The organism is Reyranella sp. (assembly GCF_965279465.1).
Classification (GTDB): Bacteria; Pseudomonadota; Alphaproteobacteria; order Reyranellales; family Reyranellaceae; genus Reyranella.
On sequence record NZ_OZ257242.1, the window covers coordinates 5,908,975 to 5,924,106 of the forward strand.

Here is a 15,132-nt window from a genome sequence, read left to right on the forward strand (position 1 = left end):
CGTGGGCGGCCCTGCCACGGGCATGATTGCCATCCCCGGCGGCACCTTCCGCATGGGGTCGGACAGGCATTATCCCGAGGAGGCGCCGTCGCACCGTGTCACCGTCGATCCGTTCTGGATCGACGCGACGCCGGTCACCAACGCGCAGTTCCGGGAGTTCGTCAAGGCGACCGGCTACGTCACCTGGGCCGAGATCGATCCCGATCCGATGGACTATCCCGGCGCCAGGCCCGGCATGCTGAAGGCGGGCGGCCTGGTCTTCACGCCGCCGAAGAAGATCGCCGACCTGCGCGACTGGAGCCAGTGGTGGCGCTTCACCTTCGGCGCGACCTGGCGGCGGCCCTACGGCAAGGGCAGCCACATCGGCGGGCTGGACGACCATCCGGTGGTGCAGATCGCCTACAAGGATGCCGAAGCCTACGCGCAATGGGCCGGCAAGGATTTGCCGACCGAGGCGGAGTGGGAGTTCGCCGCGCGGGGCGGCATCGACGGCGCGGAATTCGCCTGGGGCGACGAGCTCACGCCCGGCGGCAAGCACATGGCCAACACCTGGCAGGGCAATTTCCCGGTCGAGAACGACCAGGCCGACGGCTTCGCCCGCACCTCGCCGGTGCGCGCCTTCCCGGCCAACGGCTATGGCGTGCACGACATGATCGGCAACACCTGGGAATGGACGGCGGACTGGTATTCGCCCAAGCACGCCGACGACGCGCCGAAGGCCTGCTGCATCCCCGAGAACCCGCGCGGCGCGCCGATGGAGGGCAGCTACGATCCGCGCCAGCCGACGATCCGTATTCCCAGGAAGGTGCTGAAGGGCGGCTCGCATCTTTGCGCGCCGAGCTATTGCAGGCGCTATCGTCCCGCCGCGCGCCACGCCGAACCGGTCGATACCTCCACGAGCCATGTCGGATTTCGCTGCATCTCGAGGAGGCCAACATAAGTGACGACAAGAAGAGCCGCCGCCCGAACTCTCTGCCGGGGGCACGATACCGCCGGTCCTCGCCACTGCGAGACTTCGGCGTCGCGACCCAGCCGGCCCACACTCAGAGACCTGCACCCGCAGCCGCTGTCAATGATGCCTGCTTCCTCGTGATCTTCGGCGACGACATCGGTTCTGGGACCGAAAGCGGCAACGCGCTCCCGCATTGGATCGATCGGCCATTGCGCCCATACGATGTGGAGCACGAACGCCAGTCCTCGACAAGCATCAGCGCCACAGCCGAAAGAAGCGTCTCTCGCTCCGTGGGATTGATCAGAACTTGACGGTGACTCCGATGAGCGGGCCATGCAGGGTGAGATTGAGCCCCAAGACATTGGCACCGCTGTCGAGGCTGATACTGGTCGACAGCGCGCGGTATCCGCCAAGGGCGGCGATCGCATAGCCGTCGAACGGCCATGTGTAGCTGTAGAGCGCAGCGACCTGCCACGAGAACGTCGAGCTGCCGGAAATGCCGAAGCCGGCGACGTCGCCCTTCAGCATGACCTCTTGGCTGGGCGTGATCTGGTGGCGCATCCGCAAGCCGAAGAGGGGATCGACCCATTGCAGCGTCCCGCTGTCGGCGACGCCGACGCTTCTCGAGCGGTCGAAGCGGGACAGGCGCGGATCGGATAGATAGAGGGTGCCGGTGAGATCGAGGTTCACCTGGGTCGAGAGGTTCCAGTAGCGGATGCCGGCTAGGCATCGAGCGCGGTGAAGGACTGATCGTTCCCCGGCCAGCGCGCGACCTCGTAGAGGGCGCCGGCCTCGACGATGGTGAGCGAGGTAGTGACGGCCGCGTTGGACTGCGTGCTGAGCGTCACGCCGCGGATCGGGTTGGCATAGGACGCCTCCGAGGTCGGGACGCCGAGCTTCGCCCACACCAGATCGCCGTAGAAGCCGAAGCGTCCCTTCCTCCCCTCGAAGTAGCTGTCCCAGGCGGCCAGCGAGCTGCTCTTCTGGAAGAGGTCGACGATGCTGGCATTGAAGTTGATGGTGTTGCCGCGTGCCGTGGCGTTGCCTGCAAGGCCGTTCAGCCAGGCATAGCCCGTGAAGCCGAACCGCCAGTCGTCGTCGGACTTGCCGTCACCGGACTTCGGCTTGTCGGTAGCGGGCGCCTGCGCCTGGTCGGCGTCCGCCGCCGTGGGCGCCACCTGGGCCTGGGCAAGCGAAGCCGACAGGCCGAGCACGCAGGCGACCGCTGCGAGCAGAAGTGGATTGTTCAAGAAGATCTCTATCGGTGCTGGATAATGGTAATTCCCGCGCTACCGCCTTCGCGGCAGCAACGCGGGGAACGGCGTTGACTTCAGCGCTGGTTTGCCCGGGAGGCCTTGATCGCCTCTTCGACCTTCTCTTTCAGGTTTCCGATGGTGAAGCTTCCGCCGGCCTGCATCGGGGGATACTCGATGAATGTCGGCAGGTATTTCGCGATTACCTGCGCCGGTATCTGGAAGCGCCACATCTCATGCTTGAACGATTCATAGTAGGCGATCGAGCCCGAGGCGAATCCCCGCGCGGGCCAGTTCATACGCTCGAACGGATCGTGCCGCAGGTTGGTGAGCTTGGGCATGTTCGGATGCTCGACCGGTCCGATCCAGCCGAGCGGCTGGTCGATGAACTGGTACTTGTAGTTGTCGACCCGCACGGCACCGAGCTGTGTCTGGGCGAAGTACCAGACCTCGTGACGCTTGGAAGGTCCTTTGCCGGTGATCAGGTCGGTCTGGTCGTAGCCGTCGAGATAGACCTTGTACGTCCGGTCGCCCATCTGCTTGCCCTTCAGCAGCTCGGCGCCAATGTTCGGATTGCCGGCGGCGGCCACCAGGGTCGGGAACCAGTCGAGGCCGGACATCATGCCGTTGGAAACGGAGCCCGGCTTGACGACGCCCGGCCAGCGAATGATGGCGGGCGCACGGAAGGCGCCTTCGGTCACCTGGCCCTTGGCGCCGGCGAACGGCGTGGTGCCGCCATCCGGCCATGTATAGACCTCGGCTCCGTTGTCGGTCGTGAAGATCACGATCGTATCCTGCTCGAGGCCGTTGTCCTTGAGCCAGGCCAGGACGTCGCCGACATTGTCGTCCATCTGCTTCAGGGCGGCTTCCTCCAGGCCGAAGTCCGTCTCCCGGTTGCGCATCGCCTCGTACTTCGGCGACAGGTAAGTGTTCACGTGCGCGCGGGTGGGATTCATCCAGGCGAAGAACGGCTTGCCGTCCTTCTTCGCCTTGTCCATGAAGGAGATCGTCGACGCGGTGATGACCTCGTCGAACGTCGTCATGTCGTACTTGATGCCCGGCATCGGCCGCGGCGGCAGCGGGCCCTCGTCGACGATCCGCTGCTTGCCGATCTTGCCCCAGCGCGGCTGCTCGGTCGGATCGTCCGTCTCCGTCGCATAGCTGTGGACCAGGTTGCGCGGCCCGACCGTATCCTTCCACTCCGTCGGATAGGTCGAATAGAATGGATCCTCCATCGCATTCAGATGATAGAGGTAGCCGAAATACTCATCGAAGCCGTGAACCGTCGGCAGGAACTCGTTGCGATCACCGAGATGGTTCTTGCCGAACTGGCCCGTTGTGTAGCCCATCGACTTCAGGGCGGTGGCGATGGTCGGCGCCTGCGCCGGCATGCCGAGCGTGGATCCGGCCTGGCCGACGGTCGTCAGCCCGGTCCGGATCGGCAGCTCACCCGTGATGAAGTTGGCGCGACCCGCCGTGCAGCTTGCTTCTGCGTAGTAGTCGGTGAAGCGCATGCCTTCCGCCGCCAGCCTGTCCAGGTTCGGCGTGGCATTCAGCATCAGGCCCTGGTGATAGGAGCCGAGGTTCGACCAGCCGATATCGTCGCCCATGATGACCAGGATGTTGGGCTTCTTGACCGGCGTCTGCGCCTGGGCCGCGAGACCGAACGCCAGTCCGGTCGCCAGGATGGCGGCACCGAAAATATCTCGTTTCATATGACCGTTCCCCCAAGGCGCAGCTCGCGACGTGGTCGTGACGGTACGGCCGGGATTGTCCTTTTCGTACGCCAGAATTGCAGATAACAGCATTCGGAAATCGAGCAGAAGCGCTCGCGGGGTGCTGCTGTATGACGCTCAAAGAACTGCAGATTTTTGCGCTGCTTGCCGAGCGAGGCAGCGTGACCAACGTGGCGACCATGTTGGGTGTCGCGCAGTCCGCCATCAGCCGGCAAGTCGCCGACATGGAAGGCAAGGTTGGCCAGCGCCTCTTCCACAGGACCGGACGCGGGCTGGTTCCAACCGACTTCGCGCAATCCATGTTGCCCCGGGCGACCGCCCTGGTCGCCGAGATGAGGCAGTTCGCGGACGACGTGAAGGCGGGCGCCGGCACGTCAGGCGGGGTGGTCACCGTCGGATTTGTGCCGGCCGTCGCGACGCGCCTCAGTAGCCTGCTGTTCAACCGCCTGCGCCAGACCTTTCCCGAGATCAGGCTCAGCATCCTCGAAGGCTACAGCGGCGAGATCGAAACGTGGCTCGCCACGTCCAGGATCGATATCGGCGTCCTCAACAGCTACCGGTCCGACAACGCGATCCGCTTTCAGCCGATGTTCTCGTCCGAAATCATGCTCGTCGGCCCGGCCGATTCGACCGTGATCGACGGGCCGACCATCGCCTTCGAGCGCTTGGCTGACGTTCCGCTCGGCTTCACCGTCTCACCCAACAACCTGACGATGTTGTGCGAAAGGATCGCTCAACGAAGGGGTTTGAAGCTCCGTGTCGAGGCACGCTCCGATTCGGCGAACGTGCTTCACACGCTCGTCGCGAGCAGCGGGCTCTACTGCCCGCTGCCGTATCACGCGGTTTCGGCGCGGCTTGCGGCAGGTGAATTCAAGGCCGCGAGGATCATAGGTCCTTCGATCACCCAGAAGGTCGTGCTCGCCACCAGCACCAACCGTCCGCTCAGCCTGCCGGCCCGTCGCGTTGCAAAGCTGCTGATCGACTTGAAGCAGGAATTCCTCGCCGATCACCGGTTTCCTTCCCGCGGCGAAATGGCATCGGTGACGGGCTGACAGCCAGGCGGGTCCCGTCACTCAGGCCTCGGCAGAGCGAGCGGGCGAGCTTCGCAACAGTATCGGGTGAGGTCTTTTGGATTGAAAGTTCCGCGTGGCAAAGATCGACGCCACGCCTCGCGTAGCTGCAGATTGCAGATATCAGCTTTCAGATGACGCCGTCGGCACCGAACCAGATTCACGGCGTCTTCGAGCTTTCCCGGCAGCGCTTCGACTATACCGCCGATCTCGCAACCAGGACGCTATCGGTCGTCGGCAACAATCTCGGCTGCACGTTTTCCGGCAAGGCGGGATAGCCGCGGTGAACAGACGCGTCTGACCAGGGTTGGAACCAGTCAGACGCTCGCCGTCCACGCAATGACTGGTTCGCATCGGACAGCGACTTCCTCTAACCTTCAATGGATCAGGTCAGCGGGTAGCTTGACCTTCCAGGTAATTTCCCCGAACCAGCGGGGAGCCAAGCCGCGACATTGAACAGCTGGCCGAGCACATGCGGCAGCGTCTCGACGCTCTAGTCAGATGGAGGAGAAGGATCATGGGCGACAGATCGAGGAGGATCGATGCCAAGCGCCGCCACATGTCGACGGCAGGCTGGCATGGGAAGCCACAGGGACTTCCTACCACGCGTGCGGCCAGCCTCGCTTTCGATCCGCGAGGCGCCGGAAGAGGTCAACCCGCCGCCGGGGCGCACTGGTGAAGACGCTCATCTCCTGCGCGGTGCTGTGGTTCGCGAGCTGCGGCGGCGCTTTGGCCCAGGCTCAGCTCACCAATCCGGCCTCGGAGCGCTGCGTCCAGGAAGGCGGTGTGCTCCAGATCGAGCAGCGTCCGGACGGCGGGCAGTTCGGAGTGTGCGTCTTCACCGACAACCGCCAATGCGAGGAGTGGGCAATGTTCCGGGTCGAGTGCCCTGCCGGCGGTCTGCGGGTAGCGGGTTACCTGTCGCCGGCAGCACGCTACTGCGCCATCACCGGCGGGCACTACGCCGATGCCGATGGCAGCTGTGCCTTGCCAGGCGGCAAGACCTGCGATGCCGCGGCATACTTCGCCGGAACCTGCACACGCCAGTGAGCGCGGCGTTCTCCCTGCTCTCGGCCCGCCTGCGCCGCCCGGCTGGTCGCGCTGTACCGCGAGCAGCGGCGTCGGCCAAGGCCGGGTCTTCCCCCAGCTGCCGCGCGAACAGACGTATTGACGCCACCGCGTCGAAACCGCGCTGCCCGTGCTCCATCCGCGGCATCCTTGAGGTTCGGCGCCGGCAATGCGACCTTGCCGTCGATGATGCGTCGCCTCCTCCTGCTCCTTTTCACGCTGTTTTCGTTCCCAGCCTTCGCCAAGGACGAGCTGGTGCTCGCCATGACGCAGGCGCCGGGCACGATGAATCCTTTGATCAGCTCGATGCTGGCCAAGTCGCTGATCCAGAACATGATCGCGCGGCCGGTCACGGCCTACGATCCGGACTGGAATCTGGTCTGCCTGGTCTGCGTCGAGCTGCCCAGCATCGAGAAGAAGACCGCCCGCATCGTCACCCTGGCCGACGGCAGGCAGGGCATCGAGACCGATGTGGCGCTGAAGCCGATGAAATGGGGCGACGGCACGCCGGTCACGGCGAAGGACATCGCCTTCACGCTCGAGGTCGGCAAGCATCCGCTGTCGGGCGTCGCCTCGTCCGAGGGCTACAGGCGGATCGTGAAGTTCGAGATCAAGGACGACCTGCATTTCACCGTCACGACCGACCGCGTGACATTCGACTACAACAGCTTCGACTTCCAGATCCTGCCGGCTCACATCGAGAAGCCGATCTTCGAGGCCAACCCGGCCGAGTACCGCAACAAGACCGCATATGATACGGATTCGACCAATCCGGGCCTCGCATTTGGCCCGTATCGGATCGCCGAGCTGGTGCCGGGAAACCGCATCGTGCTCGCACAGAACCCGCACTGGACCGGCGAGAAGCCGCATTTCGAGCGGATCGTCGTCAAGATCATCGAGAACACCGCCGCGCTCGAGGCCAATCTCATCTCCGGCAACGTCGACTACGTGCTGGGAGAGCTCGGCCTGTCGCTCGACCAGGCGCTGGCCTTCGAGAAGCGGCACAAGGACAAGTACAACGTCCTCTACAAGCCGGCGCTGATCTACGAGCATATCGACGTCAATCTCGACAACCCACTCCTCAAGGACCGGCGCGTGCGCCAGGCGATCCTGCTGTCGATCGACCGCAAGGCGATCAGCGAGAAGCTGTTCGAAGGCAAGCAGCCGGTCGCCAACAGCGACATCAGCCCGCTCGATCCGATGTACAGCCCGACAGCCCGGCACTACGGCTACGACCCCGCGGCGGCGAAGAAGCTGCTTGAGGAGGCGGGCTTCGCCACGATCAGGAACGGCTTCCGCACCAATGCCGCGGGCGAGCGCTTCTCGATCGAGATCACGACCACGGCCGGCAACCGCATCCGCGAGCAGGTGGCGCAGGTCATCCAGAGCCAGCTGCGCCAGGTCGGCATCGAGCTTCGGCTCAAGGCCGAGCCGCCGCGCATCTTCTCCGAGGCGCTGAACCGGCGGAACTTCACCGGGCTTGCCATGTATGCCTGGGTGTCGCGCCCGCAGGGCGTGCCGCGCTCGACGCTTCATTCTCAGGAGATCCCGACCGCGAAGAACGCCTGGAGCGGCCAGAACTATCCCGCCTACGCCAATCCCGAGATGGACAAGGCGCTCGACGGCGCCGAGCGCGAGCTCGACAGGGAGAAGCGCCGCGCCCTGTTCGGCGAGATCCAGAAGCTCTATGCCGAGGACCTGCCCGTGCTGCCGCTGTTCTTCCGCGTCGATCCCTTCGTCATCCCCAAGGCACTGAAGGGCGTGCGGCCGACCGGCACGCTCAACAGCTCGACGCTCTGGATCGAGCAATGGCGCTGGGAAGAATGAAACGGGCCTGTCGTCGTCTTCCGGACCGCGAGCGTCACGCTCGCTCATGCGCATGAGCGAGCGTGACGCTCGCGGTCCGGAAGAATCATGAGCCGCTACCTCGTCAGCCGGCTGGTCGAGATCGTCGTCACGCTCGCGCTGATGAGCTTCGTCGTCTACCTGCTGATCGGGATGATGCCGGGCGATCCGATCGACATGATGATCGCGGGCGATCCCAAGATGACCAGCGAGGACGCGGCCCGCCTGCGCGCGGTCTACGGCATCGACAAGCCATTGCTCGAGCGCTACCTCGCCTGGGCCGGCCAGGCGCTGCAGGGCAACTTCGGCTACTCGCGCTCCTTCAACCAGCCGGTGCTCACGGTGCTGGGTCCGCGCATGCTGAACACGCTGGAGCTCGCCGGCATAGCCTTCCTGCTGTCGATCGCGATCGCCCTGCCGCTCGGTGTCTGGACCGCCGCCCGTCCGCGCAGCCGCGCCGACTATCTCGTCAACCTCTTCTCCTTCGCCGGCATCAGCACGCCGCCGTTCTGGCTGGCGCTGCTGCTGATCACGCTGTTCGCGGTGAAGCTAGGCATCCTGCCCGCCGGCGGCATGGCCGACCTCCGGCCGGGCACCTCGTGGCCCGACGCCCTCGGCCAGAAGATCCGCTTTGCCCTCCTGCCCGTCGCCACGCTCGTGCTGCTGCAGCTCGGCGGCTACACCCGCTTCATGCGCGGCGCGATGATCGAGGCGCTGCGGCAGGACTATGTCCGCACCGCGCGCGCCAAGGGCGCGTCCGAGCCGCGCGTGCTGTGGCGCCACGCCTTCGTCAATGCGCTGGCGCCGGTCCTCACGATCCTCGGCCTCTCCTTCGGCGCGCTTTTTTCCGGCGCGCTGATCACCGAGACGATGTTCGCCTGGCCGGGCATGGGCAAGGCGATCTACCAGGGCATCCTCGACAACGACTACAATCTCGCGCTGGTCGGCCTCTTGATCACGACGCTCGCTACCATCGTCGGCAACCTGTTGGCCGACCTCGCGCTGGTCGCGGTCGATCCGAGGGTCTCGCTGTCGAGCCGCCGCGAATGAAGCGCCACCGCCTGGCCCAGGCCTCGCTCGCTTTCCTCGTCCTCCTGCTGGTGCTGGCACTGACGGCGCCGCTGATCGCCGGGATGCGTGGCATCGACCCGACCATGACCGACCTGCTGCGCCGCTTCGAGCCGCCCTCGGCCGAATTCTGGCTCGGCACCGACGAGCTCGGCCGCGACCTGTTCCAGCGCCTGCTTGACGGCGGCCGGGTGTCGCTGCTGGTCGGCTTCTGCGGCGCGCTGCTGTCGGCGGTGATCGGTTCCGCGATCGGCGTGGTCGCGGGCTATCTCGGCGGCCGTCTCGACGCAGTGCTGATGCGGGTGACCGACGGTGTCATCGCCCTGCCGCTGCTGCCGCTGCTGATCGTGCTGGCGGCGATCGACCCGCAGAAGGTCGGCATCCCCGCCGCGATCTCACAGTCGGAGACCTTCTCACTGTACCGCATCGTCGTGATCGTCGCCCTGACCGGCTGGACGACCGTGGCGCGGCTGGTGCGGGCCGAGACGCTGTCGCTCAAGGCGCGCGACTTCACCCGCGCGGCGCAGGCGCTGGGCGCGCGGCCGCTGCGCATCATGTTCCGCCACATCCTGCCCAACGCGATGGGCTCGGTGGTGGTCGCCACGACGATGTCGATCGGCAGCCTGATCCTGCTCGAATCGACGCTCTCGTTCCTCGGGCTCGGCACCCAGCCGCCGGCGGCGAGCTGGGGCAACATGCTGACCAACGCGCAGGACCTGCTGCAGGACGCGCCGGTGCTGGCGCTGTGGCCGGGGCTGATGATCTTCCTGACGGTGATCGCCTTCAACTTCCTCGGCGACGGCCTGCAGGACACGCTCGATCCTCGCAGCGAGCGACGGTAGACTCTCTGCCATGACGTCATGCTCTTCCGGACCGCGAGCTTCCAGCTCGCTCATGATTCATGAGCGAGCTGGAAGCTCGCGGTCCGGAAGAGCATGAACTACAGCCTCCAGTTCCGCGACGTCTTCGCGGCGTGGGAATTCCTGCTCGACGGGCTCGTGCTCACGCTCGAGCTGTCGCTGGTGACCATGGTCGTCGGCTTGATCATCGGCCTCGCCGGTGCGGCCGGTCGCGTCTACGGGCCGCAATGGGTCTCGGCGCCGATCGCGGTCTATGTCGAGGCGATCCGCAACACGCCGTTGATCGTGCAGCTCTTCCTGATCTTCTTCGGGCTGCCCAGCGCCGGGCTGAAGTTCGACGCCGACACCGCGGCGATGGTGGCGCTGTCGATCAATTTAGGCGCCTACACGATCGAGATCGTCCGCGCCGGGCTGGAGGCGATCCCGAAGAGCCAGATCGAGGCCGGCCAGTCGCTCGGCCTCTCGAACGTCCAGATATTCCGCTATGTCATCGTCTTTCCCGCGCTGCGGCTGATGTATCCGGCGCTCGCCAGCCAGTTCATCTTGCTGATGCTGGCGACCTCGGTCGTGTCGCAGATCTCGGCGCAGGACCTGTTCCATACCGCCTCGATCGTGCAGTCGCGCACCTTCCGCGACTTCGAGGTCTATATCGTCGTGGCCGCCGTCTACCTCGCGCTGGCGCTGGTCTTCCGCCTGCTGTTCGCCGGCCTCTACCAGCTGATCTTCGCTCGCCGATGATCCGCGAGTTCAGCTTCACCGACGTGCTCTACCTGATCGCCGCCATGCGCTGGACGCTGGCGCTGACGGCGATCGCTTTCATCGGCGGCGGCATCGTCGGCCTCGCCATCGCGCTGCTGCGCGTGTCGCCCCTCGCGCCGCTGCGCTGGATCGGCACGATCTACGTGCTGGTCGTGCAGGGCACTCCGCTGCTCGCCTGGCTGTTCGTGTTCTTCTTCGGCCTGTCGATCCTGGGCGTCGAGGTCTCGCCCTGGATTGCGGCGGCCGCCTCCTACTCGATCTACGCCGGCGCGTTCCTGGGCGAGATCTGGCGCGGCTGCCTGCAGGCCATCCCCAAGACCCAATGGGAGGCCGGCGCCTCGCTCGGTCTGTCGATGGCCCCGCAACTGCGCTACATCATCGTGCCGCAGGCCACACGGCTCGCCATTCCGCCGACCGTCGGCTTCCTCGTGCAGCTGATCAAGAATACCTCGCTCGCCGCCGTCATCGGCTTCATCGAGCTGACCCGCGAGGGCCAGCTCACCACGGCGACGACCTTCCGCCCCTTCACCGTCTATCTCACCGTGGCCGCGCTCTACTTCCTGCTCTGCTTCCCGCTGACGCAGGCAAGCCGCCGGCTCGAACGGAGGCTGCATGCCGCTCGTTGACCTTAGGGACGTGGTGAAGCGCTACGGCACCAACACCGTGCTGGACGGCGTCTCGCTCGCCGTCGAGAAGGGCGAGATCATCGCCATCATCGGCCGCTCGGGCTCGGGCAAGAGCACCATGCTGCGCTGCGTGAACGGGCTCGAGCCGATCCAGGGCGGCACGGTCGCGTTCGACGGCACGATCGTGAACGACCCCGGCACCGACCTGCGCAAGCTCCGCCAGCACGTCGGCATCGTGTTCCAGAGCTTCAATCTCTTCCCGCACCTCAGCGTCGAGAAGAACATCACGCTGGCGCCCAAGGTCGTGAAGGGCATGGCGCCGGCCGAGGCGCGGACCCTGGCGGAAACCGTGCTGCGCAAGGTCGGCCTCGCCGAGAAGATCGATGCCTGGCCCGACCAGCTCTCCGGCGGCCAGCAGCAGAGGGTCGCGATCGCCCGTTCACTGGCCATGTCGCCGCAACTGATGCTGTTCGACGAGATCACCTCGGCGCTCGACCCCGAGCTGGTCGGCGAGGTGCTGAAGACGCTGGAGGAGATGGCGCGCGAGGGCATGACCATGATGCTGGTGACGCACGAGATCGGCTTCGCCCGCAAGGTCGCCGACCGCGTGGTGTTCATGCATCGCGGCAAGATCTGGGAAGAAGGTCCCGCCGCCGACACGCTGGCCAGGCCGCGCACGCCGGAGCTGGAGACTTTCCTCAGCGCCGTTCTTCATTAGCCGGCAGCGCGCCACTCATAGGCGCCAACCCCTTGGTCCGCTGGGAGAGCGGCTCTCCAGAGCCGCTCTCCTTCGGCTTGCCCCATCCCATGAGCGGCTCTGGAGAGCCGCGCTCCCGGCAGACCGCACGAAGCTGGGCTTTCTCATTGGGGGTACGCCCAGCGGACGAGCCGAGAGCCACTCATTCCCCCTGCCGCGGGCGATCCGACGCCGCTAGGTACCCGGCGGGTGCCTGGCCGTGGGACGCCGGGCTGAGTGTGGAGTCACGTATGCTGAAGAAGCTGACCGGCATCGCCGCGGCGACGGCGTTGGCGATCGCCATTGCAATCGTCGCCACCTTGATCGAGGCACCGTCGGCGCGGGCGGAGGCAGGGGCGCTCACCGCTGCGGACCTGCAGTCCGACCGTGGCACCGTTCTCGCCATCGACATGGAGACACGCACGATGGTGGTCGAGACGGTCGACGGCGGGGACATCGCCTACCCGGTGCTCGACGGCGTGCAGGGATTTTCCACCCTCAAGGTCGGCACCAAGATCGAGTTGCGCTTCTATCGCGTCGTCGACGTGATGGTGGCCAAGACGACGCCTCAGGTGAGAAGCCATGTGCGTGCGCTGCTGCAGGACCCCAGCCAGGCGCCGGATATCCCCGGCACCAAGCTCAAGACGCGGCTATGGGGTGCCAGCGGCGTTGCCGCGCGCATCGATACCGCTGCCGACAAGGTGGATGTGGCGCAAGGCGGAATGATCTACCGCACGCCGACCATCCGCACCGCGGCCGGCGTCGCCGCGCTGAAGACCTTCAAGGCGGGCGACATGGTAACCCTGCTCTTCACCGAACCGACGGCGGTCGAGATCAAGCCGATCCAGTAGGGGATGGACGACGGATCGGCCCGCGCCCGCGGCGTCGGCAGGCTTCGCGCCAGGCACTGGATTGTCCGCCCGGATCACGGGCGCGGATTGCCGGGAACGCTTGACCGGGATGTGCTGTCAATAATCTCCGATCTGCCCTACATCGATGCGGCGTAACCCTGCGCGAAGGCGCCTGGCTCGTCCATCGGTCTCAACTATCCATCCGGGGAAAGTATGCAGCGGAAGCTCGAGAAGTGGGCCGGCCATTTTCGCGGGTTGATGACGAGCTGGCGCTTTCGCATCCTTCGTGCCGCGCGGAGGGCTCGACCGGCCACGAAGCACGGTCTGCCGCCGGTCGAAGAGCAATGCTCCGACATCGTGAGGACGGCATTTGGCATCCTGGCGCAAATACCGGATCGGACTTTCGCGAAGGACGGTACTCTCGATGCCCGTTTCATCGACAGCTTGCGAATTGCCTTCGAAACCAGGCGACCGGTTCAAAACCGAAACGTCGATGAATTGGCACCGAAGCTCGCGCGGAAGCTCTCGGAGATGCAGCACCTCAGGGCCGATACCCGCCCGCTCGTTGCATCGGCCAAAGGCATCGGAGAAGCTGCCGGCCATCTCTTTGCCGACAGGGTCTTTCGCGGCTTCGTGCGCACGGAGCTGTCGCCCGTCGTTTCCCGGATGGAGGTCGAAAGAATAATTGCGGGCGTATCGACATCGGATTCTGCATCGGCGAGCAAACCCTCCGCTGGCGCCCCCCGCATCCGTACGGCCGGCGGCACGACGCGATACCGAGAGGTCGTCTTCAGCTATGAGCACGACGGCAAAGTGCGGCTGGGCTCTCTGCCCGAACTGGAAGCCACTCTGCGGAGCGGGGACAGCCGGCTGTGCAATGCCCAGCTGAGCGGCCTCACGAGTTCGCAGGTACCGCTTTACGTCGTTGTCCTCTGGCGCCGGGTCGATGCCGGCACCCTTCTGGCCAGCCAAAAGGCGAAAGCCATCTTGAAGATGTTTGCGGTCCGTCTGTATCTCAGCATCAACGCCGTCGCCAGCAGCTACCGGCTTGCCGAGTCTCTCGTCACGGAGGAAGGACTGCGGGACGAGCTCTCCGCCGGCGAAAAGACGCGTGCCCGGCATCTTCTGGCGCGCAGCGCACTCCGGAGCGGGCAGACGCGGCGGGGAATTTCCCTCTATCTCGACCTGTTTGCCGAATCTCCGGCATCGCCGTTCGCCCTTATGAATGCCGTCCGCGCCACCTTGGTGGCCGAACCGGCACTAGCGCGCACGCTCGCCAAAGCCGCGTTGATCGACAACTATGCCATTTCCCAAACGGACACGATCTTTCTCGGCGACATCCTGGCGACGGCAGGCGATTTCGACCATGCCTGTGCCGCCCTTCTCCAGGCTGCCCAGAAGGAACCGTCGTCGGGAGACGTTCAGCTCGGGCTCGCCAACCTGTCGCTCGCCATGACGAACCCGGACGGATGGGACCGTCACGTTCGCCGCTTCTTCGAGATGGCAACCACCAGCACCGTCGCCGTCGATCGTTCGATCGAGCTCAGGCCATTTTCGATACGCATGCAGCCGTTGTCCCGGACCAGCGACCATCCCAGGATCAGCGTCATCATGAGCGCCTTCAACGCCTCCGAGACCATCGTGGCGGCTATCGACAGCGTGCTCAGCCAGACGCTTCAGAACATCGAGCTGATCGTCGTCGACGACGCGAGCACGGATGAGACGCCGCATGTCCTTTCAGCCGCCGCGTCCCGCGATGCCAGGATCAGGATACTGTCCAACAGCGAAAACGTCGGAACGTACGTGTCCAGGAATCGCGGCATCTCCGAAAGCACCGGCGAATACGTCACCTTCCACGACTCGGATGACTGGATGCATCCCGAAAGGCTCGCGACCCACCTCGAGTCGATGAACTCGAATGTCGCCTGCTCGACGTCGAACTGGATCCGAATGGACGCGTCCGGAAATATCAAGGTCCGTCAGGGCGGCCCCTACACGCACGTGAATCCCGCTTCGACGTTCCAGCACAGGCGCCTCTTCGAAGTGGCCGGTTCCTTCGACGCCGTCAGGGTCGGCGCCGACGCCGAATTCCTCGGCAGGCTGCGGGCAAGGTTCGGCCCGAGGTACGTGTCGAACCTTCCGAACTGCCTGGGTATAGGACTGCATCATCTTCGATCCCTGACGCAATCGGGTGAAGCGGCATTCGACGACTTCAGATACTCGCCGGTGCGGCTTTCCTATACGGAAGCATGGGTGGAAGGACTGGTGAGAGATCTCGAGTCTGGAGACGGCGCGACGGGGCAATGAT

Annotated in this window: 15 protein-coding genes; 12 read left to right on the plus strand and 3 right to left on the minus strand. The window is 65.3% G+C overall.

The window, feature by feature from the left end; translation table 11 throughout:
* The first annotated feature begins 22 nt into the window (after positions 1–22).
* A complete protein-coding gene (locus ACQY8M_RS28785; protein ID WP_428675529.1) occupies positions 23–940 on the plus strand; it encodes a formylglycine-generating enzyme family protein in 918 nt (305 codons plus the stop codon).
* Positions 941–1,252: 312 nt separating this feature from the next.
* On the opposite strand, the gene ACQY8M_RS28790 is transcribed toward ACQY8M_RS28785, so the two are convergent.
* The 3 genes from ACQY8M_RS28790 to ACQY8M_RS28800 form a co-directional block, all read right to left on the minus strand.
* Complete coding sequence (locus ACQY8M_RS28790; protein ID WP_428663131.1) at positions 1,253–1,642, minus strand: hypothetical protein; 390 nt, start codon at positions 1,640–1,642, stop codon at positions 1,253–1,255.
* Positions 1,643–1,674: 32 nt separating this feature from the next.
* Positions 1,675–2,202: a hypothetical protein gene (locus tag ACQY8M_RS28795; RefSeq protein WP_428663134.1), complete on the minus strand. Its 528-nt coding sequence runs from the start codon at positions 2,200–2,202 to the stop codon at positions 1,675–1,677.
* Positions 2,203–2,282: 80 nt separating this feature from the next.
* Entirely contained in the window at positions 2,283–3,920 is a 1,638-nt protein-coding gene (locus ACQY8M_RS28800; RefSeq protein WP_428663137.1) for an arylsulfatase, read from the minus strand.
* Positions 3,921–4,051: 131 nt separating this feature from the next.
* Between ACQY8M_RS28800 and ACQY8M_RS28805 the strand changes: the two genes are divergently transcribed.
* From ACQY8M_RS28805 to ACQY8M_RS28855, 11 genes are all read left to right on the plus strand, one after another.
* Positions 4,052–4,993: a LysR family transcriptional regulator gene (locus ACQY8M_RS28805; RefSeq protein ID WP_428663140.1), complete on the plus strand. Its 942-nt coding sequence runs from the start codon at positions 4,052–4,054 to the stop codon at positions 4,991–4,993.
* 152 nt (positions 4,994–5,145) lie between these two features.
* On the plus strand, positions 5,146–5,289 hold the full coding sequence (locus tag ACQY8M_RS28810; protein ID WP_428663142.1) for a hypothetical protein: 144 nt from the start codon (positions 5,146–5,148) through the stop codon (positions 5,287–5,289).
* A 397-nt stretch (positions 5,290–5,686) separates the two neighbouring features.
* Positions 5,687–6,061, plus strand: a complete 375-nt coding sequence (locus ACQY8M_RS28815) for a DUF333 domain-containing protein (protein WP_428663144.1) — start codon at positions 5,687–5,689, stop codon at positions 6,059–6,061.
* A 168-nt stretch (positions 6,062–6,229) separates the two neighbouring features.
* Positions 6,230–7,906 (plus strand): peptide ABC transporter substrate-binding protein, encoded by a 1,677-nt coding sequence (locus ACQY8M_RS28820; RefSeq protein ID WP_428663147.1) that lies wholly within the window; start codon positions 6,230–6,232, stop codon positions 7,904–7,906.
* Between the two features lie 87 nt (positions 7,907–7,993).
* On the plus strand, positions 7,994–8,974 hold the full coding sequence (locus ACQY8M_RS28825) for an ABC transporter permease (RefSeq protein ID WP_428663150.1): 981 nt from the start codon (positions 7,994–7,996) through the stop codon (positions 8,972–8,974).
* Complete coding sequence (locus tag ACQY8M_RS28830) at positions 8,971–9,834, plus strand: ABC transporter permease (RefSeq protein WP_428663153.1); 864 nt, start codon at positions 8,971–8,973, stop codon at positions 9,832–9,834. The genes ACQY8M_RS28825 and ACQY8M_RS28830 overlap by 4 nt, the downstream gene beginning before the upstream one ends.
* Positions 9,835–9,927: 93 nt before the next feature.
* Complete coding sequence (locus ACQY8M_RS28835) at positions 9,928–10,590, plus strand: amino acid ABC transporter permease (protein WP_428663156.1); 663 nt, start codon at positions 9,928–9,930, stop codon at positions 10,588–10,590.
* Positions 10,587–11,237, plus strand: coding sequence for an amino acid ABC transporter permease (locus tag ACQY8M_RS28840; RefSeq protein ID WP_428663159.1), 651 nt, complete (start codon positions 10,587–10,589; stop codon positions 11,235–11,237). The genes ACQY8M_RS28835 and ACQY8M_RS28840 overlap by 4 nt, the downstream gene beginning before the upstream one ends.
* Positions 11,224–11,955: an amino acid ABC transporter ATP-binding protein gene (locus ACQY8M_RS28845; protein WP_428663161.1), complete on the plus strand. Its 732-nt coding sequence runs from the start codon at positions 11,224–11,226 to the stop codon at positions 11,953–11,955. Before ACQY8M_RS28840 ends, ACQY8M_RS28845 begins: the two co-directional genes overlap by 14 nt.
* A 269-nt stretch (positions 11,956–12,224) precedes the next feature.
* Positions 12,225–12,824 carry a hypothetical protein gene (locus ACQY8M_RS28850; RefSeq protein ID WP_428663164.1) on the plus strand — a complete coding sequence of 200 codons (600 nt, stop codon included), beginning with the start codon at positions 12,225–12,227 and terminating at the stop codon, positions 12,822–12,824.
* Positions 12,825–13,037: 213 nt separating this feature from the next.
* Positions 13,038–15,131, plus strand: a complete 2,094-nt coding sequence (locus ACQY8M_RS28855; protein WP_428663167.1) for a glycosyltransferase — start codon at positions 13,038–13,040, stop codon at positions 15,129–15,131.
* The last annotated feature ends 1 nt before the right edge of the window (position 15,132 follow it).

Coding starts and splice junctions, on each gene's coding strand:
- ACQY8M_RS28785 (WP_428675529.1), top strand. CDS start 23: ATGATTGCCATCCCCGGCGGCACCTTCCGCATGGGGTCGGACAGGCAT.
- ACQY8M_RS28800 (WP_428663137.1), bottom strand. CDS start 3,920: ATGAAACGAGATATTTTCGGTGCCGCCATCCTGGCGACCGGACTGGCG.
- ACQY8M_RS28805 (WP_428663140.1), top strand. CDS start 4,052: ATGACGCTCAAAGAACTGCAGATTTTTGCGCTGCTTGCCGAGCGAGGC.
- ACQY8M_RS28810 (WP_428663142.1), top strand. CDS start 5,146: ATGACGCCGTCGGCACCGAACCAGATTCACGGCGTCTTCGAGCTTTCC.
- ACQY8M_RS28825 (WP_428663150.1), top strand. CDS start 7,994: ATGAGCCGCTACCTCGTCAGCCGGCTGGTCGAGATCGTCGTCACGCTC.
- ACQY8M_RS28830 (WP_428663153.1), top strand. CDS start 8,971: ATGAAGCGCCACCGCCTGGCCCAGGCCTCGCTCGCTTTCCTCGTCCTC.
- ACQY8M_RS28835 (WP_428663156.1), top strand. CDS start 9,928: ATGAACTACAGCCTCCAGTTCCGCGACGTCTTCGCGGCGTGGGAATTC.
- ACQY8M_RS28840 (WP_428663159.1), top strand. CDS start 10,587: ATGATCCGCGAGTTCAGCTTCACCGACGTGCTCTACCTGATCGCCGCC.
- ACQY8M_RS28845 (WP_428663161.1), top strand. CDS start 11,224: ATGCCGCTCGTTGACCTTAGGGACGTGGTGAAGCGCTACGGCACCAAC.
- ACQY8M_RS28850 (WP_428663164.1), top strand. CDS start 12,225: ATGCTGAAGAAGCTGACCGGCATCGCCGCGGCGACGGCGTTGGCGATC.
- ACQY8M_RS28855 (WP_428663167.1), top strand. CDS start 13,038: ATGCAGCGGAAGCTCGAGAAGTGGGCCGGCCATTTTCGCGGGTTGATG.